This is a genomic window from Pseudomonas sp. 43NM1 (assembly GCF_002836905.1).
GTDB classification, from domain to species: domain Bacteria; phylum Pseudomonadota; class Gammaproteobacteria; order Pseudomonadales; family Pseudomonadaceae; genus Aquipseudomonas; species Aquipseudomonas prosekii.
Genome location: NZ_MKGS01000144.1, coordinates 1 through 22,007 on the forward strand (window position 1 = coordinate 1; position 22,007 = coordinate 22,007).

Consider the following 22,007-nt stretch of genomic DNA (forward strand, 5'->3'; position numbering starts at 1 on the left):
CGTGAGCAGGTCAGCGTCGAGCAGTTGCGCCTGGTGGTGGGTTTTGTCGCCGGCAATCAGGGCTTGCGCCAAAGCATGGCCGAGCGCTCGCGACAGTTGGTCGATGGCCGTGGCGCACAGCGCGTGGCGGCAGCGCTGGTCGGCGCAATGTTGCCGTTGCGCGAGGCGACGCTGGACGATGCGCGTCTGTTGTTCGCGGGACGCAACGCCGAGGCGGTGCGGCGCTGGTCGCTGGACAGCCGCGAGATCGATTGGCCGGCGCATCAGGCGTGGCTCGCGGCGAGCCTGGACAATCCGCAGCGCTTGTTGCTGATCGCCGAGGCCGCTGATGGCCCGGTCGGTGTGCTGCGTTATGAGTTGCGCGGCGTCAGCGCCGAAGTCTCGATTTATCTGTTCGAAGGGCGTTTTGGCCTCGGGTGGGGCAGGGCGCTGCTGGCGCGCGGCGAGGCGTTTGTCCGCGCCCGTTGGCCGCAACTGCAAAGCCTCAGCGCGCAGGTATTACCTGGCAATCAGCCGTCGCTGAGGCTGTTTGCTGAGGCAGGCTTCACGCAGAGTGCCTGCGTGTTCACCCGTCTCATGCCCGCAGACCTGGATCTGCCCGAGCCCTTCATCTAGTACCCGAACAGCTCGCCACGGCATGGCACGGCTCATTGGTCGAATAAGCGTTGTCGGGTTGATTCGGCAAAATAGCGTGACCTGTGAGTCATAACGCGCATCTTCACTGTATTGTATTGACCGGGGAGATGGCGCCTGGCCCGTTATCGGGTCCAGTGATAGCCCTCAACGCTCCCCGCTGTCGCCCGTTGCGGCGACTGAAAATCACTGTATGTCGGCGCCCCTCGAATCCTTGCGAGCGGTGGTATTGGGCTGTTTATTATTGGGAAGCCGTAATGATTGGCATAAAGAGCATTGCGAGCTACGTTCCTGTAGCCGGCGTGGACAATTACGCACAAGGTGCAAAATTCGAGAAGGATGAAGAGTTCATCCTTGGCAAGATCGGTTCAGCGTTCCTGCCGCGCAAAGACGCCGCGCAGGAAACCTCGGACCTGTGTGTCGAAGCCGTCAACGCGTTGTTCGCCAGCAACCCTGAGCTGAAACGCGAATCCATCGACGTGCTGATCGTCGTCACCCAGAACGGCGACGAAGAAGGCCTGCCGCACACCGCCGCGATTGTTCAGGACAAGCTCGGCTTGTCGACCAACGTTGCCGCCTTCGATATCTCGCTGGGCTGCTCGGGTTACGTCTACGGCATCTACGCGATCAAGGGTTTCATGGAAGCCACCGGCCTGAAAAACGGCTTGCTGGTCACCGCTGATCCGTACTCGAAGATCGTCGACCCGGAAGACCGCAACACCACCATGCTGTTTGGCGACGCTGCTACCGCGACGTGGATGGGCGAAGACGCGCCGTGGCAGTTGGGCAAAGCCAAGTTCGGCACCGACGGTTCCGGCGCGCCGCACTTGAAGGTCACCGATGGCGTGTTCTATATGAACGGTCGTCAGGTCTTCAACTTTGCCTTGCTCAAAGTCCCGGCGCATTTGCACGAGTTGCTCGATGAGTCGAATTTGCAGGCTGACGATATCGACGCCTTCTGCATTCACCAGGGCAGCGCGGCCATTGTCGACGCCGTCGCCCGACGTTTCGAAGGCGAACCGGAGAAATTCATCAAGGACATGGTCGAGACCGGCAACACCGTGTCTTCGAGTATTCCGCTATTGTTGGAAAAGCACGTGCTGGACTCGAACTGGAAACGCGTGGCATTGAGCGGTTTTGGTGTGGGCCTGTCGTGGGGCTCGGCGATTATTTATCGTCCTTAAGCCGTAGTCGGTACGAAAAAACCATCAACCGGCTACAAAAAAAGCGTTCAAGGCATCCCTTGAACGCTTTTTTTTGCCTGCGCGGAAAGTGGCTTTGGGCAGCGCTGCAACGCCGCTTGGCGCCACGGACAGTTTTATGACGTCATTTTTATGTGGGTGGAATCGCGCTAAGCCTTTGTTTTCCGGGGGGTGGCCGGGTGATGGCAAATATTTTTAAAAAAGCCCTCAAGCAACCTGCCAAACCGACGATAACTATTACGAAGGTTCTCTAGGCCACACCCGGCGCTTGCCAGGGCCGGAAGCCGCAGTACCCAACCAACGAGGAATTCGTCATGGCTTTAACAGTAAACACTAACGTTACATCGTTGAACGTTCAGAAAAACCTGAACCGTGCTTCCGATGCACTTTCGACCTCGATGCAGCGCCTGTCCTCCGGCCTGAAAATCAACAGCGCCAAAGACGACGCCGCCGGCCTGCAGATCGCTACTCGCATGAGCTCGCAGATCCGTGGTGGTACTCAGGCAATCCAGAACGCCAACGACGGTATCTCCGTTGCGCAAACCGCTGAAGGCGCGCTGCAGGCTTCGACCGACATTCTGCAACGTATGCGTGAACTGGCTGTTAAAGCACGTAACGGCACCAACGGCGACAAAGACCAGGAAGCGACCAACTCCGAATTCGCTCAGATGTCTGACGAATTGACCCGTATCTCGGCTTCCACCAACCTGAACGGCAAAAACCTGCTCGACGGTTCGGCTGGTACTGTAACTCTGCAAGTTGGCGCGAACACTGGTTCGGCTAACCACATCGACCTGGTACTGAGCGGCAAGTTCGACGCCGTCAGCCTGTCGGTAGGCAGCGGTACTGTTGCTCTGACCGGTGCTACCCCAAGCGCCGCAGCCCTGGCAGCTGACAACGCGATCACCGCTATCGATGCCGCAATTGCGTCCATCAACAGCACTCGCGCAAGCCTCGGTGCTTCGCAAAACCGTCTGACCAGCACCATCTCCAACCTGCAAAACATCAATGAAAACACCACTGCTGCACAGGGTCGCGTACAAGATACCGACTTCGCCGCAGAAACAGCTAACCTGACCAAACAGCAGACTCTGCAACAAGCTTCCACCGCTGTTCTGGCCCAGGCTAACCAGCTGCCATCCGCCGTACTGAAACTGCTTCAGTAAGATCGGATTGAGTTTTGGCGGGGGAGTGCGCTTGCGTGCTCTCTCGCTTTTTCCGTTTAAGAGGTGATGGTCATGGACATGAGCGTGAAGCTGAATTTGTCTTACCCGGCCGCGAAACCGACGGTCAGCACTACCGAGAAGCCGGTCGACAAGCCTCGCGCCGAAAGTACCCAGGCTGTTGCTGCCAATAGCTCGGAATCGGGCAATCCGGACAATTCGGAAAAATTGAAAACTGCAGTGCAGGAAATTGAAAAATTCGTTCAGTCGGTCAAGCGCAATCTTGAGTTTTCGATCGATGAAACATCTGGCAAGGTCATTGTCAAAGTGATCGCGAGCGAATCCGGTGAAGTCATTCGACAGATTCCGTCGGCCGAAGCAATGAAGCTCGCTGAAAGTCTGCATAACGCCAGTAACGTGTTGTTCGACGCCAAAGCCTGATGCTGGCATGAAACGTGTTTGTACGATCATTGATCGCTGATAGTGGTCAAAAGACCGGCGACACACAGAGAGGGAGATGCACATGGCAAGTCCAATTCTACCGGGTTCGGGTTTAGGCTCGGGTCTGGATATCGGCGCGATCGTCAGTGCGCTGGTAGGCGCCGACAAATCGGCCAAGCAAACCCAGATCGACACCCAGACCAAAACCAACACGCTGAAAATCTCCGGTGTCGGTGCCCTGAAAAGCGCATTGACCGCGTTCCAGACGGCGATGAAAAACCTGGGCAGTACGACGACTCCTGCATTTGCGGGTTTTACCGCTTCCTCGGGCAATACCTCGATTCTCGCTGCGACCTCGGACAACACAGCGGTTGCCGGGACTTACAGCGTTGTCGTGAAGAATCTGGCCACCGGCTCGAAAGTGGCGAGCGCTGCTTTTGCGGGCGGTACTGCCAGTGCCATTCCGAGTGGTACTCTGAAAATCAGTCAAAATGGCACTGACTACAATGTCGCGATTCCCGCCAATGCGACCCTGCAGTCGACCCGGGACGCGATCAACACCGCGCAGGGCGCCAACGGTATCTCGGCCAACATCGTGACGGACAGCACCGGCGCTTCGCGTCTGGTGATCAGTTCGAACAAGACTGGCGCCGGTTCCGACCTTACTGTCAGCGGCATCGCCGGCCTTGAAATCGACGGCACCCAGCCGATGAGCGCGAGCCCGACGCCGGGCGCCTCGGGTGCGGTGAACGGGATTGCCTCGGATGCGACGGTGATCATCGACGGCCTGACCGTCACCAGCAAAAGCAATACGGTTACCGGTGCGATCAGTGGCCTGACGCTCAACCTGGCTGCCGTTAGCACCGGTACGCCGGCGACTGCCACAGCGGTCACCGTCGCCAACAACACCACCGGTTTGCAGACCTCCGTTCAGGCGTTTGTGGATGCTTACAACACCCTGAAGAAAACCGTCGATACCTTGTCCAAAGCGACGGCCGACGATGACGGTAATCCGACCGTTTCCGCGGCGTTCACCGGTGACTCCTTGCCGCGTTCATTGATTGCCGACATCCGCGGTCAGTTGACTGCGCCCGGCGCCGGTGGTCCTTTGGCAGTGCTGTCGCAGATCGGTGTAATGACCGACCAGAACACCGGTAACCTGGCGTTCGACTCCGCGACCTTCACCAAGAACATGGCCACCAACGGCATGACCGGTCAGGTGCAGCAGTTGTTCACCGGGACCAATTCGACCAATGGGCTGCTGGCGCGCATGAGCGCTGCTGTCGATCCATACGTCAAGACCGGCGGTTTGCTCGATCAGCGCAGTTCCAACCTGACGACTGTCGGCAAAACCCTGACGACTCAGCAGAAAGCTTTGGATATGCACGTCACCAATCTCACTGCGACCCTGACGGCCAAGTACAACGCGATGGACCTGATCGTTGGGCAAATGAAGGCGACGGCCAGCAACATCACGTCGTTCTTCGCGTCGCTGAACGCGCAGCAGTCCAGCAAGTAGTCATGAACTGACGACAAAAACCCGGCTACGCTTTTTCAAGTGCGCCGGGTTTTTGTCTTTTCAATCTAAAGTTTTCTGGCTCAACGACGATACAGTGGTCATACGAGTCAACGTGGCAATGAGGTAAAACATGAACCCAATGTTAGCCCTTCGGCAATATCAGAAGGTTGGCGCGCAGGCGCAGACGTCCGAAGCCAGTCCGCACCGTCTGGTGCAAATGTTGATGGAGGGTGGTCTGGATCGTATCGCCCAGGCCAAAGGCTCCATCGAGCGCAAGGACGTCCCGGGCAAGTGCGTGTCGATCAGCAAGGCGATCGGCATTGTCGGTGGCCTGCGTGAAGGCCTGGACCTGGAGAACTCCGCCGAAGCCGTCGGCGAGCTCGACCAGTTGTACATTTACATGATGAAGCGTCTCGCCGAGGCGAACATCAAGAGTGACCCGCGGATCCTCGACGAAGTCGCGGGTTTGCTGCGCACGGTCAAAGAAGGCTGGGATGCCATCGCGGCGCCAGGTCCTCAGTTTTAAGGAGATCACCATGAGTCTTGTATTGCAGCGAATAGAACATACCCGCGTAGCGTTGGTGAGTGCATTGGCCGACCGCAACTGGGAGGTGATCGGTCAGTTGGATCTGGATTGCCGTTCCTGCATGGAAGACGTCTTGAGTGAAGCTTCGCTGGACGAGGCCGCGTTGCGCGACAACCTCGAGGAGCTGCTGTATGTCTACAAGCAGCTTCTGGAAGTGGCGATGGGGGAGAGGCAGGCAATAGTCGACGAGATGTCTCAGATCCACCAAGCGCAGAACGCCGCAAAGGTTTACCATCTGTTTGGTTAATTAATCCCCAGTTAATCCAAACTAGTGCGCCATAAATTTGACTGTGCACAGTTTTTTGACTTAACTAGTGGCTGTATCCAGATTTCAGGCGTCTACAGGCTTAACGAGTCTGCAAGCGTCTAGCTTGCCCCCTCATTTCGGGCATTGAGTTGACTAGGGAAGTTGCTATTGCATGTGGCGTGAAACCAAAATTCTGCTAATTGATGACGATAGCGTCCGCCGCCGCGATTTGGCGGTGATCCTTAATTTTCTTGGCGAAGAAAATTTGCCCTGCGGCAGCCATGACTGGCAGCAGGCGGTCGGCTCTTTGTCATCAAGTCGTGAAGTCATTTGCGTACTGATCGGGACGGTAAATGCTCCTGGCGCGCTTTTGGGCTTGTTAAAGACACTCTCAACCTGGGATGAGTTCCTTCCGGTTTTGTTAATGGGCGATAATTCTTCCGTTGACCTGCCCGAAGACCAGCGTCGCCGAGTGCTTTCGACCCTCGAGATGCCGCCCAGCTACAGCAAATTGCTCGACTCCCTGCACCGTGCCCAGGTCTATCGCGAGATGTACGACCAGGCCCGCGAGCGCGGTCGTCACCGCGAACCCAATCTGTTCCGCAGCCTCGTCGGCACCAGCCGGGCGATTCAGCACGTGCGCCAGATGATGCAGCAAGTCGCTGACACTGACGCCAGCGTGCTGATCCTCGGCGAGTCCGGCACCGGCAAGGAAGTGGTCGCGCGCAACTTGCACTATCACTCCAAGCGCCGCGACGGGCCATTCGTTCCAGTCAACTGCGGGGCGATCCCGGCCGAGTTGCTGGAAAGCGAATTGTTCGGTCACGAGAAAGGCGCTTTCACCGGGGCGATCACCAGCCGCGCCGGGCGTTTTGAACTGGCCAACGGCGGCACGCTGTTCCTCGACGAAATCGGCGACATGCCGCTGCCGATGCAGGTCAAGTTGCTGCGCGTGCTGCAGGAACGCACTTTTGAACGCGTGGGCAGCAACAAGACCCAAAGCGTCGACGTGCGCATCATTGCCGCGACGCACAAAAATCTCGAAAGCATGATCGAGATCGGCACCTTCCGCGAAGACCTTTACTATCGCCTGAACGTGTTCCCGATCGAGATGGCGCCGCTGCGCGAACGTGTCGAAGATATTCCGCTGCTGATGAACGAGTTGATCTCGCGCATGGAGCACGAGAAACGCGGCTCGATCCGCTTCAACTCCGCCGCGATCATGTCCCTGTGCCGCCACGGCTGGCCGGGCAACGTCCGCGAGCTGGCCAACCTGGTGGAACGCATGGCGATCATGCATCCGTACGGGGTGATCGGCGTGGTCGAATTGCCGAAGAAATTCCGCTACGTCGACGACGAAGACGAGCAACTGGTCGACAGCCTGCGCAGCGACCTCGAAGAACGCGTGGCCATCAACGGTCACACTCCAGACTTCAGCGCCAATGCCCTGCTGCCGCCGGAAGGCCTGGACCTCAAGGACTACCTCGGTGGTCTGGAGCAAGGGTTGATTCAGCAAGCGCTGGATGATGCCAATGGCATCGTCGCGCGCGCCGCCGAACGCCTGCGCATTCGTCGCACCACGCTGGTGGAAAAGATGCGCAAGTACGGCATGAGTCGCCGTGATGGAGATGAACAGGCGGATGATTGACGCCTGTTTTTCAAGTCCTTCATTTATAAGCGATTTTTTTTAGGCACGGGTATTGCTATAGCTCTCGCAACGTTCCGTTTAACTGACGGTCAGCCAAGCGAGAGAGCACGATGCCCCAAGCCGCCCAGATGTCTCCTGTCCCTGATACTTCGGGGCTGCCGCTGCCCGTAGAGCAGGCGAGCCGTCTCGGACTTGAGCAGGCGTTCGCGCTGTTCAACCAGATGTCGAGCCAACTGACCGATTCCTACAGCATGCTCGAAGCCCGGGTCACCGAGCTTAAAGGCGAGCTGGCGGTGGTCAGCGCCCAGCGCATGCAAGAGTTGGCGGAAAAGGAACGCCTGGCCAACCGTCTGCAAAACCTCCTCGATCTGTTACCCGGCGGCGTGATCGTCATTGATGCCCAAGGCATGGTGCGCGAAGCCAACCCGGCCGCGTGCGAATTGCTCGGCTTGCCGCTCGAAGGCGAGTTGTGGCGCCAGGTCATCGCCCGTTGTTTCGCGCCCCGTGAAGACGACGGTCATGAAATCTCCTTGAAGGACGGTCGGCGCCTGTCGATTGCCACGCGCTCGCTGGATGCCGAGCCCGGTCAGTTGGTGTTGCTCAACGACCTCACCGAAACCCGTCATTTGCAGGATCAACTGGCGCGCCACGAACGTTTGTCGTCGCTGGGGCGCATGGTTGCTTCGCTCGCTCATCAAATTCGCACGCCGCTGTCCGCCGCACTGCTCTATGCCAGTCATTTGACCGAGCAGGAATTGCCGGTCGCCACCCAGCAACGTTTTGCCGGGCGCTTGAAAGAACGTCTGCACGAACTCGAACATCAGGTGCGTGACATGCTGGTGTTTGCCCGTGGCGAACTGCCGCTGACCAACCGCGTCACCCCCAAAGAACTCATGCAGGCGCTGCAAGCGGCGGCGTTGACGCATGTGCAGGATTTGCCGATTCGCTGGCAGTGCGACAGCCATGCCGGCGAATTGCTGTGCAATCGCGACACTTTGGTCGGGGCAATTCTGAATCTGATCGAGAACGCGATTCAGGCCAGCAGCGGCACGGCGCGCTTGAAAGTCCACCTGTATAGCCGCGACAACAATTTGCGCCTGTGTGTCAGCGACAGCGGCAGCGGCATTGAGCCGGTGGTGCTGGCGCGTTTGGGCGAGCCTTTTTTCACCACCAAAACCACCGGAACCGGGCTTGGCCTGACCGTGGTCAAGGCAGTGGCTCGCGCGCATCAGGGAGAATTGCAGTTGCGCTCGCGGCTCGGTCGCGGCACGTCTGCATTACTGACCTTGCCGTTGTTTTCCAGCGCAGCGGAGACGGAGTGAAGGGCATGCCAATCAAGGTTTTACTGGTCGAGGATGACCGCGCGCTGCGCGAAGCACTGGCCGACACCCTGCTGCTCGCGGGCCACGATTTCAAGGCTGTCGGTTCTGCCGAAGAGGCGCTGACGGCGGTCGCTGTCGAGGCGTTCAATCTGGTGGTCAGCGACGTCAATATGCCGGGCATGGACGGCCATCAACTGTTGGCGTTGCTGCGAGCACGCCAACCGCAATTGCCGGTGTTGCTGATGACGGCGCATGGTGCCGTGGAGCGTGCCGTCGATGCGATGCGCCAGGGCGCGGCGGATTATCTGGTCAAGCCGTTCGAGCCCAAAGCCTTGCTCGATCTGGTGGCGCGGCATGCGTTGGGCAGTCTCGGCCCGAGCGACAGCGAAGGCCCGATCGCCTTCGAGCCGGCCAGCGCCCAGTTGCTGGAACTGGCCAAACGCGTGGCGCGCAGCGATTCGACCGTGTTGATCTCCGGCGAATCCGGCACCGGCAAAGAGGTGCTGGCACGCTTTATTCACCAGCACTCGAACCGCGCCAATCAACCGTTTATCGCGATCAACTGCGCGGCGATTCCCGACAACATGCTCGAAGCGACGTTGTTCGGGCATGAGAAAGGTTCGTTCACCGGCGCCATCGCCGCTCAGGCCGGCAAGTTTGAACAGGCTGACGGCGGGACCATTCTGCTCGACGAGATTTCCGAAATGCCCATGGGCCTGCAAGCCAAGTTGCTGCGGGTGTTGCAGGAGCGCGAAGTCGAGCGGGTCGGTGCGCGCAAGCCGATCACTTTGGATATTCGTGTGGTCGCCACCACCAACCGTGATCTGGCCGGTGAAGTGGCGGCGGGGCGTTTTCGTGAAGACCTTTATTACCGGTTGTCGGTTTTTCCGCTGGCCTGGCGTCCGTTGCGCGAGCGCACCGCCGACATCCTGCCGCTGGCCGAGCGGCTGTTGGCCAAACACGTCAATAAAATGAAGCATGCGGCGGCGCGTCTGTCGCCGGACGCGCAGGCGTGCCTGGTCGGTTACCCATGGCCGGGCAACGTGCGCGAACTGGATAATGCGATTCAGCGCGCGTTGATTCTGCAACAGGGCGGCTTGATCCAGCCGCAGGATTTCTGCCTGTCGGGGCCGGTGGCCTGTGCGCCGTTGCCGACGTTGGCGCCGACATTGGCATCAACGCTGACGCCGCTGCGGGCGGCGGACGTGGATGTGGAGTCGGCGAATGCCTTGGGCGATGACCTGCGCCGCCATGAATTCCAGATGATCATCGACACCCTCCGCGCCGAGCGTGGCCGCCGCAAGGAAGCCGCCGAACGCCTGGGCATCAGCCCGCGCACCTTGCGCTACAAACTCGCGCAAATGCGTGACGCCGGCATGGACGTGGAAGCGTACCTGTTCGCCACCTGAGCCAAATGCGCCGCATAACCCCTGTAGGAGCGAGCTTGCTCGCGATAGCGGTGTATCAGTCGACATTTATGTAACTGACACACCGCCATCGCGAGCAGGCTCACTCCTACAGTAGTTTTTGCATCTGCAGGCTTTTCTGAAGGCTATGTCGCCGAGCTGGCACCCTTGTTGCTAACACCTCAGTACCCGCCGAGTGAGTGTCAAAAAATTGCGGGTCGTCAGAGAGAGAGACCATGAGCCAAGGTATTGAATTTAATCGATTGATGTTGGACATGCGTTCCATGCAAATGGACGCAATGTCGGCACCCAAATCGACTGCAGCCGTTCCGGAACTGGGTGGCAGCAGCTTTGCAGACATGCTTGGCATGGCCGTCAATAAAGTCAGCGAGACCCAGCAGGCGTCGAGTCAGTTGGCCAATGCCTTCGAGATCGGCAAAAGCGGCGTTGATCTGACGGACGTGATGATTTCCTCGCAGAAGGCTACTGTGTCTTTTCAGGCGTTGACCCAAGTGCGTAACAAGTTGGTTCAGGCTTACCAAGACATCATGCAGATGCCGGTTTAAGGACGAGATTGAGTCATGGCTGATGCGATCGCCGATAATGTTCCGGCCAAGGCCACCCCGGTAGACGGCAAACCGCCGCTGTTCGGGTTGTCCTTCCTGGAAAACCTCTCCGAGATGACCATGCTGCGTCAGGTAGGCCTGTTGGTCGGCCTGGCTGCGAGCGTGGCGATTGGCTTCGCCGTGGTGTTGTGGTCGCAGCAGCCGGATTACCGGCCGCTGTACGGCAGCCTCGCCGGGATGGACGCCAAGCAGGTCATGGAAACCCTGGCCGCCGCCGACATTCCTTATTCCGTTGAACCCAATTCCGGTGCCTTGCTGGTCAAGGCCGATGATGTGTCGCGCGCGCGGCTCAAGCTCGCGGCCGCTGGTGTCACTCCCAGCGACGGCAACATCGGTTTTGAAATCCTCGACAAGGAACAGGGGCTGGGCACCAGCCAGTTCATGGAAGCGACCCGTTATCGTCGCGGCCTCGAAGGCGAACTGGCGCGGACCATTTCCAGCCTGAACAACGTCAAGGGTGCCCGCGTGCACTTGGCGATCCCGAAAAGCTCGGTGTTCGTGCGTGATGAGCGCAAGCCAAGTGCGTCGATTCTGGTCGAGCTGTATTCCGGCCGTTCGCTGGAGCCGGGTCAGGTTTTGGCGATCATCAATCTGGTCGCCACCAGCGTGCCTGAGCTGAGCAAGTCGCAGATCACCGTGGTCGATCAGAAGGGCAACCTGCTGTCCGATCAGGCGGAAAACTCCGAACTGACCATGGCTGGCAAGCAATTCGATTACAGCCGTCGCATGGAAAGCATGCTCACCCAGCGTGTGCACAACATCCTGCAACCGGTGCTGGGCAACGACCGCTACAAGGCAGAAGTGTCGGCGGACGTCGATTTCAGCGCTGTCGAGTCGACTTCCGAGCAGTTCAACCCGGATCAACCGGCGTTGCGCAGCGAGCAATCGACCTCTGAACAACGGACTTCCAGCAATGGCCCGCAAGGTGTGCCGGGTGCCCTGAGCAACCAGCCGCCAGCGCCAGCCTCGGCGCCGCAAACCACCGGTGGCGCGACTGCGGCGGCGGGCATGGTGCAGCCAGGTCAGCCATTGCTTGATGCCAACGGTCAGCAAATCATGGACCCGGCCACCGGCCAGCCTATGCTTGCACCGTACCCGGCGGACAAGCGTCAACAATCCACCAAGAACTTCGAGCTCGATCGCTCCATCAGCCACACCAAGCAGCAACAGGGCCGTTTGAATCGCCTGTCGGTGTCGGTGGTGGTCGATGATCAGGTCAAGGTCAACGCGGCCAACGGTGAAACCAGCCGTGCGCCGTGGAGCGCCGACGAATTGGCGCGCTTCACTCGCCTAGTGCAGGACGCCGTCGGTTTCGACGCCAGCCGTGGTGACAGCGTCAGCGTGATCAACATGCCGTTCTCCGCCGAACGCGGCGAAGTGATTGCCGATATTCCGTTCTACTCCCAGCCTTGGTTCTGGGACATCGTCAAACAAGTGCTGGGTGTGTTGTTCATCCTTGTGCTGGTTTTCGGTGTGCTGCGTCCGGTGCTGAACAACATCACCGGTGGCGGCAAAGGCAAGCAACTGGCCGGGATCGGCAGCGACGTCGAGTTGGGTGGCATGGGCGGCCTGGACGGCGAACTGGCCAACGACCGCGTCAGCCTCGGCGGCCCGACCAGCATCTTGCTGCCGAGCCCGAGCGAGGGCTATGACGCCCAGTTGAACGCAATCAAAAGTTTGGTGGCAGAAGATCCGGGTCGTGTGGCCCAGGTCGTGAAAGAGTGGATTAACGCAGATGAGTGATAACCGAGCCGCTGTCGCCAAACTGTCCCGTGTCGATAAAGCCGCGATCCTGCTGCTGTCGCTCGGTTCGACGGATGCCGCCCAAGTGCTGCGCCACATGGGGCCTAAAGAGGTCCAGCGTGTGGGCGTGGCCATGGCGCAAATGGGTAACGTGCACCGTGAGCAGGTCGAGCAGGTGATGAGCGAGTTCGTCGACATCGTCGGCGATCAGACCAGCCTCGGCGTCGGTTCTGACGACTACGTGCGCAAAATGCTCACTCAGGCCTTGGGCGAAGACAAGGCCAACGGCCTGATCGACCGCATTCTGCTGGGCGGCAACACCAGTGGCCTCGACAGCCTGAAGTGGATGGAGCCGCGCGCCGTCGCCGACGTGATCCGTTTCGAACACCCGCAGATCCAGGCAATCGTGGTCGCGTATCTCGACCCGGACCAGGCTGGCGAAGTGCTCGGCAACTTCGACCACAAGGTGCGTCTGGACATCATCCTGCGCGTCTCGTCGTTGAATACCGTGCAGCCAGCGGCGCTGAAAGAACTCAACCAGATTCTCGAGAAGCAGTTCTCCGGCAACTCGAACGCCTCGCGCACCACCCTCGGTGGCATCAAGCGTGCGGCCGACATCATGAACTTCCTCGACAGTTCGATTGAAGGTCAGTTGATGGATTCGATTCGCGAAGTCGACGAAGACCTGTCCGGTCAGATCGAAGACCTCATGTTCGTGTTCAACAACCTGTCCGATGTCGATGACCGCGGAATTCAGGCGTTGCTGCGCGAAGTGTCCTCCGACGTACTGGTGCTGGCCCTCAAGGGTTCGGACGAGGGCGTCAAGGAAAAGATCTTCAAGAACATGTCCAAACGAGCGGCCGAACTGTTGCGCGACGACCTCGAGGCCAAAGGCCCGGTGCGCGTCAGCGACGTCGAAACCGCGCAGAAAGAAATCCTCACCATTGCCCGCCGTATGGCCGAAGCCGGAGAAATCGTTCTCGGTGGAAAGGGTGGCGAAGAGATGATCTAAGGTCACTATGTCGTCCAAACATGATGAGTCCAATACCGACCTGATCCGTGGCAAGCAGGTCGGCAATGTCGATATCTGGTCGCTGCCAAGCTTCGACCCGCATGTGCCTGAGCCCGAGCCGGACCCCGAGCCTGAACCGCCGGAAATGGAAGAAGTGCCGCTGGAAGAAGTCCAGCCACTGACCCTCGAAGAGCTCGAAAGCATCCGCCAGGAGGCTTACAACGAAGGCTTTGCCACGGGCGAGAAAGAAGGTTTTCACAGCACCACGCTCAAGGTTCGCCAGGAAGCGGACGTCGCTTTGTCGGCCAAGCTTTCCGCGCTGGAGCAATTGATGGGGCATTTGTTCGAACCCATCGCCGAGCAGGATTCGCAGATTGAAAAATCCTTGGTCGACCTCGTGCAACACATCACCAAACAGGTGATTCAGCGCGAACTGGCCATCGATTCCACGCAAATCGAAAGCGTCATGCGCGAAGCGCTCAAGCTGTTGCCGCTGGGTGTGGGCAATGTGCGGCTGTACATCAATCCGCAGGATTTCGAACAGGTCAAAGCCCTGCGCGAGCGCCATGACGAAACCTGGCGCATCGTCGAGGACGAAGCGCTGCTGCCCGGCGGTTGCCGGGTTGAAACCGAGCACAGCCGCATCGACGCGACCATCGAAACCCGCGTTGCGCGAGTGATGGACAAGCTGTTCGATCAGTTGCACGAACAAGCGCTGCACCCGGCCGCGCCGGATTTGAGCCTGGAACTGCCGGTCGACGCCAAACCGGCTACCGATCCAGCTGCCGAGCCAGTTGCCGAACCTGGTTTTGCGCCAGATGCCGAATTGCCTGCCGAACCGGACCCGACCGATGCGCCTTGATCGCACCAGTTTCGCCAAGCGCCTCAGCGGTTACGTCGAGGCCACGGAGCTGGAAGGCGCGCCGATCCTCGAAGGGCGCTTGCTGCGCATGGTTGGCCTGACCCTCGAAGCCGAAGGTTTGCGCGCCGCCATGGGCAGTCGCTGCATGGTCATCAACGACACCAGTTATCACCCGGTGCAGGTTGAAGCCGAAGTCATGGGCTTCTCCGGCAGCAAAGTATTCCTGATGCCGGTCGGCAGCGTCGCCGGCATTGCGCCCGGCGCCCGTGTGGTGCCGCTGGCCGATACCGGTCGTTTGCCGATGGGCATGAGCATGCTCGGGCGGGTGCTTGATGGCGCCGGCCGCGCGCTCGACGGCAAGGGTGGGATGAAAGCCGAGGATTGGGTGCCGATGGACGGCCCGACGATCAACCCGCTCAAACGCCACCCGATCAGCGAACCGCTGGACGTCGGCATTCGCTGCATCAACGGTTTGCTGACGGTCGGTCGCGGCCAGCGTCTGGGCCTGTTCGCCGGTACCGGCGTGGGTAAATCGGTACTGCTGGGGATGATGACGCGCTTCACCGAGGCCGACATTATTGTCGTCGGGCTGATCGGTGAGCGGGGTCGTGAGGTCAAGGAATTCATCGAGCACATTCTGGGTGAAGAAGGCCTCAAACGCTCCGTCGTGGTCGCCTCGCCGGCGGACGATGCGCCGCTGATGCGCATGCGCGCCGCGATGTATTGCACACGCATTGCCGAGTATTTTCGCGACAAGGGCAAAAACGTCCTGTTGCTGATGGATTCGCTGACCCGTTTCGCCCAGGCCCAGCGCGAAATCGCTTTGGCCATTGGTGAGCCGCCGGCGACCAAGGGTTATCCGCCGTCGGTGTTCGCCAAGTTGCCGAAACTGGTGGAACGCGCCGGTAACGCCGAGAAGGGCGGCGGTTCGATTACCGCGTTTTATACGGTGTTGTCCGAGGGCGATGACCAGCAGGACCCGATTGCCGATGCCGCGCGAGGCGTGCTCGACGGCCACATCGTTTTGTCCCGGCGTCTGGCCGAAGAAGGTCATTACCCAGCCATCGACATCGAAGCGTCGATCAGCCGGGTGATGCCGTCGGTGGTGACGCCGGAACACATGATGCGCGCGCAGTATTTCAAGCAGTTGTGGTCGCGTTATCAGCAGAGTCGCGACTTGATCAGCGTTGGCGCCTACGTCGCTGGCGGTGATCGCGAAACCGATTTGGCGATTTCGTTGCAGCCGCAGCTGGTCCGCTACTTGCGCCAGGGGCTGAACGACAGCATCAGCCTCGGCGAGAGCGAAGCGTACCTCGGCAGTATTTTCGCCCCAGCGGCCGGCGGTTAACCGGCCATGGCCCAGAGCCGAGCCGGGCGTTTGGCGCCCGTGGTCGAAATGGCCGAAAAAGCCGAGAAGGCTGCGGTCCAGCGTCTCGGGCATTTTCAGGGGCAGGTACGCCTGGCCGAGAGCAAACTCGCCGACCTTGAAGCCTTTCGCCTCGACTACCAGGAGCAATGGATCGTGCGCGGCAGCGGCGGCGTGTCCGGTCAATGGCTGCTCGGTTATCAGGGCTTTCTCGCGCAACTCGGGACGGCCATCGACCAGCAGCGCCAAAGCCTCGCTTGGCACCAGAACAATCTGAATAAAGCACGGGACGCCTGGCAGCAGGCGTTTGCCCGGGTCGAGGGTTTGCGCAAACTGGTCCAGCGCTACATGGACGAGGCGCGCAAGCTCGAAGATCGGCGCGAGCAGAAGTTACTCGATGAACTGTCGCAGCGGTTGCCGCGACAGGATCCGTATTGAGTCAGATCGAGCGCGTTATCGTTGTTCACGGGCGAGCCTCGCTCCTGCAGCGAAGGCGATCTGGCTGGCGCGACAATATTTCCTGCCTTGCCGCCTTTCACGGCAGGTGCTAAACCTTGTACACACATTGTTCAATGACAAGGAAGCCGTTAAATGTCAGTCGTTACAGAACTAACTCCAGATGGGCAGAAACTGACGATTGTGATCTCGGGACGATTCGATTTTGCCAAGCATCAGGAATTTCGCGAATCCTACGAAAATCTCCAGCCAAAACCTGAGTCCTTCGAAGTCAATCTCAAGGACGCCACCTATCTCGACAGCTCGGCGCTCGGCATGTTGCTGCTGTTGCGCGATCACGCCGGTGGCGAGGACGCGAACATTAAGTTGTCGTACGCCAGCGCCGATGTCCGGAAAATTCTCGCCATCTCCAATTTCGAACAAATCTTCGACGTGGCGTAAGCGCTGTGCAGTCCTCCTTCGAACCGCTGACGATCCTCATCGCTGAAGACAGCGCCGCCGATCGCATGCTGCTGTCGAGCATCGTCCGGCGCCAGGGCCATCAAGTGCTGACGGCTGCCAATGGCGCCGAAGCGGTCGAAGCCTTCCGTCAGCAGCGCCCGCAACTAGTGCTGATGGACGCGATGATGCCGGTGATGGACGGTTTCGAGGCGGCGCAGCAAATCAAGACGCTCGCCGGGGAAACCCTGGTGCCGATCATCTTCCTGACGTCGCTCACCGAAAGCGAAGCCCTGGCCCGATGCCTGGAGGCCGGCGGCGACGATTTTCTGGCGAAGCCGTACAACCAGGTGATCCTCGCCGCCAAGATCAAGGCGATGGATCGCTTGCGCCGCTTGCAGGCAACGGTCCTCGAGCAGCGCGACCAGATCGCCAAACACCACGAATACCTGCTCAATGAGCAACGGGTGGCGAAAGCGGTGTTCGACAAAGTCGCGCATTCCGGTTGCCTCAACGCGCCGAACATTCGTTACCTGCAATCGCCTTACGCGCTGTTCAACGGCGATTTGCTGCTGGCCGCGTTTACCCCGGCCGGCGACATGCACGTGCTGCTCGGCGATTTCACCGGGCACGGTTTGCCGGCAGCGGTCGGCGCCATGCCGCTGGCGGAAGTGTTTTATGGCATGACCGCCAAGGGTTACGGCTTGTCGGAAACCCTTCGGGAAATGAATGCCAAGCTCAAACGCATCCTGCCGGTGGACATGTTTTGTTGCGCCACGTTGTTGTGCCTGAGTTTTCAGAGCCGTTCGGTGGAAGTCTGGAATGGCGGGATGCCCGACGGTTATCTGCACCGCATCGCCACCGGCGAGCGCACGCCACTGCCGGCGCGGCACTTGCCGTTGGGCGTGTTGAGCCCGCAGACCTTCAATGATCGTACCGAAGTGTTTCCGATGGCACAGGGTGACCGGGTATTCCTGTTGTCCGACGGGGTGATCGACACCTGCGATGCCAACGACCAGCTATTTGGCGTCGAACGTTTGCAGCAAGTGTTTGCCGCCAATCGCCAGCCTGACCGGTTGTTCGAGGACATCGAGCAGGCCCTGCGCGACTTTCGTGGCGAGGCCCGGGACGATGTGAGCATGGTTGAGATCAGCCTGCTCGACGCGCAACAGGTGAGCCCGCCAGCGCCGGTGTACTCCGACAGCGGCCAGTCGTGCCCGCTGGACTGGTCGGTAAGTTTCGAATTCCGCGCCGCCTCCCTCAAGCGCTTCAATCCATTGCCGTATCTGCTGCAGTTGTTACAGGAAGTGCACGGGCTGCGGGCGCAGAGTGGCGCGTTGTACAGCGTGCTCGCCGAGCTGTATTCCAACGCGCTCGAGCATGGCGTGCTGGGCCTCGATTCCAGTCTCAAGCGCGATGCTTCGGGTTTCGCCCGCTATTATCAGGAGCGCAATACCCGCCTCGATCAGTTGCAGGACGGCTACGTGCGCCTGCATTTGCAGGTCACGCCGACCGAGCAGGGCGGTCGCCTGAACATACGCGTCGACGACAGCGGCAAGGGATTCGATATCGCGCGGGTGATGCAGCGGCCGGTGGATGGCGTCCGTCTGTCGGGCCGTGGCGTCAGTCTGATCCGGCAATTGAGCCACAAGGCGAGCTGGTCCGACGATGGTCGTAGTGCGCACGTGGAGTTTTACTGGGAGGCTCTGGCATAATTCCGCGAATTCTTGATCAAGGAGTGAACAAGTGGCTGATACACATCTGGATCGCGACGTGCTCAGCGCGTTGCAAGAGGTGATGGAAGGTGAGTATCCGACGTTGCTCGATACCTTCATCGCCGATTCCGAAGAGCGCTTGCGCGTGCTGCGCAAGGCCGACGATGCGGTGCAACTGATGAACGCCGCGCACAGCTTCAAGGGCAGCAGCAGCAACATGGGCGCCACGCGCCTCGCCGAGCTGTGCAATGAGCTCGAGCAACGTGCCAAAGATCAAAAGTTGGCCGGGATCGAAAAACTGGTCGGTGAAATCGACGGCGAATTCGCCATCGTCCGTCCACTCTACGAAGCCGAGCGCCAGCGTTCACTGGCTGAGTAATCCCACCGTTCAGCGATTTTTTCTCCGCTGCGGGCATTCTGGCTCGCACCTTGCAATCACCTTTCACAACTGTACCTACGATCCCAGTGCAGCGGAGACCGCGTCATGCCCGTTACCCCAAATTTGCTTCTTCAGGCCGCTACCAAGGCCAAATCTCAAGCTGCCGCCGCCAATAACCCGGTAGCGGCCGCTGAGCCTGGGGATAAGGCAGCCAGCTTCGCCAACGTCTTCGCCAAACAGGCGCAAAAAAAGCCTGCCATGCTGGCCGAAGCGCCGGTCAAACCGGCGCGTGACAAGGTCGCGGACGCGCCTGCCAAGAAAGACTTGAGCAATGACAAATCTGCCGCTGCGGACCAGAAGGTTGCCGATAGCGGCAAATCCTTGCCCGCCGATAAACCGGCGGCTGCCGATGACAAGGGTGCCAGCGAGCAAGACGCAGACGCCCAAACGCCGGTAGCTGTGGATGCGCCGCCGGTTGATCCGACGCTCGACCCGGCGCTGGCGCAAGCCACTCAAGCCGTGACGCCCGCACCTGCGCCAGAGACGCCGCCGGCAGTCGCCACCGAGCAACCGCAAGCGGCCGCCGTCGCTGCTGCTGCTGCGGCCGCTGCACTGCCGGTTGCAGTCGCTGCTACTGGCGACACTGATTTCGATCCGGAAGCCGATCCGCTGGATGCCTTGCCGGCCCTGCGCATGGCGATGGAGCAAAGCGGTCACGTTTCGGCCTCCAGCCAGAATCAATCGAAAGCCACCGCGGCGCAGCTCTCCGCCGATGGCGAGCCGACAGCCGCGCAGAACTTCACTGCCGGCATGGCGAACATGCTCGACGTGCAAAGCGACAAGGCCGGCACCGGTCAGGGCGGCGACAAGGCGTTCAGCGGCTTGCTCAATGAAGGCCTGAAAGACTTGTCGTCGAGCAGCAGCGACACCCGCGTCGATGATTTCGCCAGTCGTCTGGCGGCATTGACCCAGGCCGCTACGCCGAAGACCGCGAACGTCGCCGTGCCGGTCAATCAGCCGATCGCCATGCATCAAAGCGGCTGGACTGAGGAAGTGGTCAATCGCGTCATGTACCTGTCCAGCGTCAACCTCAAGGCTGCTGACATTCAGTTGCAACCGGCTGAGTTGGGGCGCCTGGATATTCGCGTGAACATGGTCCCGGACCAGCAAACCCAAATCACTTTCATGAGCGCGCACCCGAGCGTTCGCGAAGCGCTGGACGGGCAAATGCATCGCTTGCGTGACATGTTTGCGCAGCAGGGCATGGGCCAGGTCGATGTCAACGTCTCCGACCAGTCTCGCGGCTGGCAGGGCCAGGGCCAGGAGCAACAGGCCCAGCAAGGGCAGGGCGGCCGCACCAGCGCCAGTGGCGGACGCGTTGATTCGATGGACGAAGAGATTGCGCCGACGGTTGCCGAAGTGGCGGCCAGCAGCACCAGCGTCATCGGCTCCAGCGCCGTCGATTACTACGCCTGATCAAACGCCAAGCCTGTGGGAGCGAGCTGGCTCGCGATTACGGTTCTACATTCAACATTCGTGTCGACTGTGGAATCGCAATCGCGAGCAAGCTCGCTCCCACATTGGTTTTGCGCTGGCTGGCGATCCCTGCTTAAGCGATCTGCAACACTTCTGGCATAACACTTGCTCTTGCCTTGCCGTGCGACTGTGAAAACCTGAATAGTGACGGATTATTGGCATGGCGAAGAGTGAAGCGGCAGCAGTGGTTAAAGACCCTGCAACCAAAGGCAAACTGAAGCTGATCATATTGATCGTGGTGTCGGTGTTGCTGGCCATCGGCTTGTCCGTGGGGGCCACGTGGTACTTCATGCACAACGCTCAAAGCAAGCCCGCCGAGACGGCTGAAACCGCCCCGACCGGTAAACAACCGGCGATTTTCGAAGCGATGGCTCCAGCCTTCGTCGCCAACTACAACCAGAACGGCCGCCAGCGCTACATGCAGGTGAGCATCACCATGCTCGGGCGCAATCAGGCTGACCTCGAGGCATTGAAAGTGCACATGCCGGTCATCCGCAATAACCTCGTCATGCTGTTCTCCGGCCAGGATTTCGCTACTCTGGCGACGCCGGTTGGCCAGGAAATGTTGCGGCAGAAGGCCACTGCCAGCGTCCAGGAAGTGGCGCAGAAAGAACTCGGCAAAGTGGTGATCGAACAGCTGCTTTTCACTAATTTCGTACTGCAGTAGGAACACGACATGGCCGTGCAGGACCTGCTGTCCCAGGATGAGATCGATGCGCTGTTGCATGGCGTCGACGATGGTCTGGTGCAGACCGATACCGCTTCCGAACCCGGCAGCGTCAAAAGTTACGACCTGACCAGCCAGGACCGGATCGTCCGCGGACGCATGCCGACCCTGGAGATGATCAACGAGCGTTTCGCCCGTTACACGCGCATCAGCATGTTCAACATGCTGCGCCGCTCGGCCGACGTTGCCGTGGGCGGCGTGCAGGTGATGAAGTTCGGTGAATACGTGCACTCGCTGTACGTGCCGACCAGCCTCAACCTGGTCAAGATCAAACCGTTGCGCGGCACTGCGCTGTTCATCCTCGACGCCAAACTGGTGTTCAAACTGGTGGACAACTTTTTCGGCGGCGATGGCCGTCACGCGAAGATCGAAGGGCGTGAGTTCACCCCGACCGAACTGCGTGTGGTGCGCATGGTGCTGGAGCAGGCGTTCATCGATTTGAAAGAAGCCTGGCAGGCGATCATGGAAGTCAATTTCGAGTACATCAACTCGGAAGTGAACCCGGCCATGGCCAACATCGTCGGCCCGAGCGAAGCGATTGTGGTGTCGACGTTCCACATCGAACTCGATGGCGGTGGCGGCGACCTGCACGTGACCATGCCGTACTCGATGATCGAGCCGGTGCGTGAAATGCTCGACGCCGGTTTCCAGTCCGACCTCGACGATCAGGACGAGCGCTGGGTCAATGCCTTGCGCCAGGACGTGCTCGACGTCGACGTGCCGATCGGCGCGACCGTGGCCCGCCGTCAGTTGCGTCTGCGCGACATCCTGCACATGCAGCCGGGCGACATCATCCCGGTCGAGATGCCGGAAGAAATGATCATGCGCGCCAACGGCGTGCCTGCGTTCAAGGTCAAGATGGGCTCGCACAAAGGCAACCTCGCGTTGCAAGTGATCGAGCCGATCGAGCGCCGCTGACCGGCGCTCAATTCCCCCTATTTAACACTGGCCGCTTCCTGTTAAAGAGCGGCCCGCCGAGG

At 59.9% G+C, this 22,007-nt stretch carries 22 protein-coding genes; all 22 read left to right on the forward strand.

Annotated features, from left to right (window positions below):
• On the forward strand, positions 1 to 615 hold a 615-nt coding region (locus BI292_RS15480; protein ID WP_157831264.1), incomplete at its 5' end, for a GNAT family N-acetyltransferase.
• A gap of 275 nt (positions 616 to 890) precedes the next feature.
• Positions 891 to 1,817, forward strand: a complete 927-nt coding sequence (locus BI292_RS15485) for a ketoacyl-ACP synthase III (protein ID WP_101208374.1) — start codon at positions 891 to 893, stop codon at positions 1,815 to 1,817.
• 332 nt (positions 1,818 to 2,149) lie between these two features.
• Positions 2,150 to 3,001, forward strand: a complete 852-nt coding sequence (locus BI292_RS15490; protein WP_101208375.1) for a flagellin domain-containing protein — start codon at positions 2,150 to 2,152, stop codon at positions 2,999 to 3,001.
• A 72-nt stretch (positions 3,002 to 3,073) separates the two neighbouring features.
• Positions 3,074 to 3,439, forward strand: a complete 366-nt coding sequence (locus tag BI292_RS15495; RefSeq protein ID WP_092271477.1) for a flagellar protein FlaG — start codon at positions 3,074 to 3,076, stop codon at positions 3,437 to 3,439.
• Between the two features lie 82 nt (positions 3,440 to 3,521).
• Positions 3,522 to 4,958, forward strand: a complete 1,437-nt coding sequence (fliD, locus tag BI292_RS15500; protein ID WP_101208376.1) for a flagellar filament capping protein FliD — start codon at positions 3,522 to 3,524, stop codon at positions 4,956 to 4,958.
• A gap of 130 nt (positions 4,959 to 5,088) precedes the next feature.
• The gene (fliS, locus tag BI292_RS15505) at positions 5,089 to 5,484 is read left to right on the forward strand and encodes a flagellar export chaperone FliS (protein WP_092271473.1); all 396 of its coding nucleotides are present in this window, start codon (positions 5,089 to 5,091) and stop codon (positions 5,482 to 5,484) included.
• Between the two features lie 10 nt (positions 5,485 to 5,494).
• The gene (locus BI292_RS15510) at positions 5,495 to 5,791 is read left to right on the forward strand and encodes a flagellar protein FliT (RefSeq protein WP_092271471.1); all 297 of its coding nucleotides are present in this window, start codon (positions 5,495 to 5,497) and stop codon (positions 5,789 to 5,791) included.
• A gap of 172 nt (positions 5,792 to 5,963) precedes the next feature.
• Positions 5,964 to 7,439 (forward strand): sigma-54 dependent transcriptional regulator, encoded by a 1,476-nt coding sequence (locus tag BI292_RS15515; RefSeq protein ID WP_092271469.1) that lies wholly within the window; start codon positions 5,964 to 5,966, stop codon positions 7,437 to 7,439.
• 128 nt (positions 7,440 to 7,567) lie between these two features.
• Positions 7,568 to 8,761 (forward strand): PAS domain-containing sensor histidine kinase, encoded by a 1,194-nt coding sequence (locus BI292_RS15520; protein WP_178076585.1) that lies wholly within the window; start codon positions 7,568 to 7,570, stop codon positions 8,759 to 8,761.
• Positions 8,762 to 8,766: 5 nt separating this feature from the next.
• Positions 8,767 to 10,170 carry a sigma-54 dependent transcriptional regulator gene (locus BI292_RS15525; RefSeq protein WP_101208378.1) on the forward strand — a complete coding sequence of 468 codons (1,404 nt, stop codon included), beginning with the start codon at positions 8,767 to 8,769 and terminating at the stop codon, positions 10,168 to 10,170.
• Between the two features lie 233 nt (positions 10,171 to 10,403).
• The gene (gene fliE / locus BI292_RS15535) at positions 10,404 to 10,733 is read left to right on the forward strand and encodes a flagellar hook-basal body complex protein FliE (RefSeq protein WP_092271463.1); all 330 of its coding nucleotides are present in this window, start codon (positions 10,404 to 10,406) and stop codon (positions 10,731 to 10,733) included.
• Between the two features lie 15 nt (positions 10,734 to 10,748).
• Positions 10,749 to 12,536, forward strand: coding sequence for a flagellar basal-body MS-ring/collar protein FliF (gene fliF / locus BI292_RS15540; RefSeq protein WP_092271461.1), 1,788 nt, complete (start codon positions 10,749 to 10,751; stop codon positions 12,534 to 12,536).
• Positions 12,529 to 13,548 (forward strand): flagellar motor switch protein FliG, encoded by a 1,020-nt coding sequence (gene fliG, locus BI292_RS15545; protein WP_092271459.1) that lies wholly within the window; start codon positions 12,529 to 12,531, stop codon positions 13,546 to 13,548. The genes fliF and fliG overlap by 8 nt, the downstream gene beginning before the upstream one ends.
• 7 nt (positions 13,549 to 13,555) lie before the next feature.
• Positions 13,556 to 14,410: a flagellar assembly protein FliH gene (gene fliH / locus BI292_RS15550; RefSeq protein WP_101208379.1), complete on the forward strand. Its 855-nt coding sequence runs from the start codon at positions 13,556 to 13,558 to the stop codon at positions 14,408 to 14,410.
• The gene (gene fliI / locus BI292_RS15555; protein ID WP_101208380.1) at positions 14,400 to 15,758 is read left to right on the forward strand and encodes a flagellar protein export ATPase FliI; all 1,359 of its coding nucleotides are present in this window, start codon (positions 14,400 to 14,402) and stop codon (positions 15,756 to 15,758) included. The genes fliH and fliI overlap by 11 nt, the downstream gene beginning before the upstream one ends.
• Before the next feature lie 6 nt (positions 15,759 to 15,764).
• Entirely contained in the window at positions 15,765 to 16,214 is a 450-nt protein-coding gene (fliJ, locus tag BI292_RS15560) for a flagellar export protein FliJ (protein WP_092271453.1), read from the forward strand.
• Positions 16,215 to 16,367: 153 nt separating this feature from the next.
• Positions 16,368 to 16,673 (forward strand): STAS domain-containing protein, encoded by a 306-nt coding sequence (locus BI292_RS15565; RefSeq protein ID WP_101208381.1) that lies wholly within the window; start codon positions 16,368 to 16,370, stop codon positions 16,671 to 16,673.
• A gap of 5 nt (positions 16,674 to 16,678) precedes the next feature.
• Entirely contained in the window at positions 16,679 to 18,385 is a 1,707-nt protein-coding gene (locus BI292_RS15570; RefSeq protein ID WP_101208382.1) for a fused response regulator/phosphatase, read from the forward strand.
• A gap of 31 nt (positions 18,386 to 18,416) precedes the next feature.
• Positions 18,417 to 18,764, forward strand: a complete 348-nt coding sequence (locus BI292_RS15575; RefSeq protein ID WP_092271447.1) for an Hpt domain-containing protein — start codon at positions 18,417 to 18,419, stop codon at positions 18,762 to 18,764.
• Between the two features lie 105 nt (positions 18,765 to 18,869).
• Complete coding sequence (locus BI292_RS15580) at positions 18,870 to 20,240, forward strand: flagellar hook-length control protein FliK (RefSeq protein WP_101208383.1); 1,371 nt, start codon at positions 18,870 to 18,872, stop codon at positions 20,238 to 20,240.
• Positions 20,241 to 20,460: 220 nt separating this feature from the next.
• The gene (gene fliL, locus BI292_RS15585; RefSeq protein WP_101208384.1) at positions 20,461 to 20,967 is read left to right on the forward strand and encodes a flagellar basal body-associated protein FliL; all 507 of its coding nucleotides are present in this window, start codon (positions 20,461 to 20,463) and stop codon (positions 20,965 to 20,967) included.
• Between the two features lie 9 nt (positions 20,968 to 20,976).
• Positions 20,977 to 21,945 (forward strand): flagellar motor switch protein FliM, encoded by a 969-nt coding sequence (gene fliM, locus BI292_RS15590; RefSeq protein ID WP_092271441.1) that lies wholly within the window; start codon positions 20,977 to 20,979, stop codon positions 21,943 to 21,945.
• Positions 21,946 to 22,007: the final 62 nt, after the last annotated feature.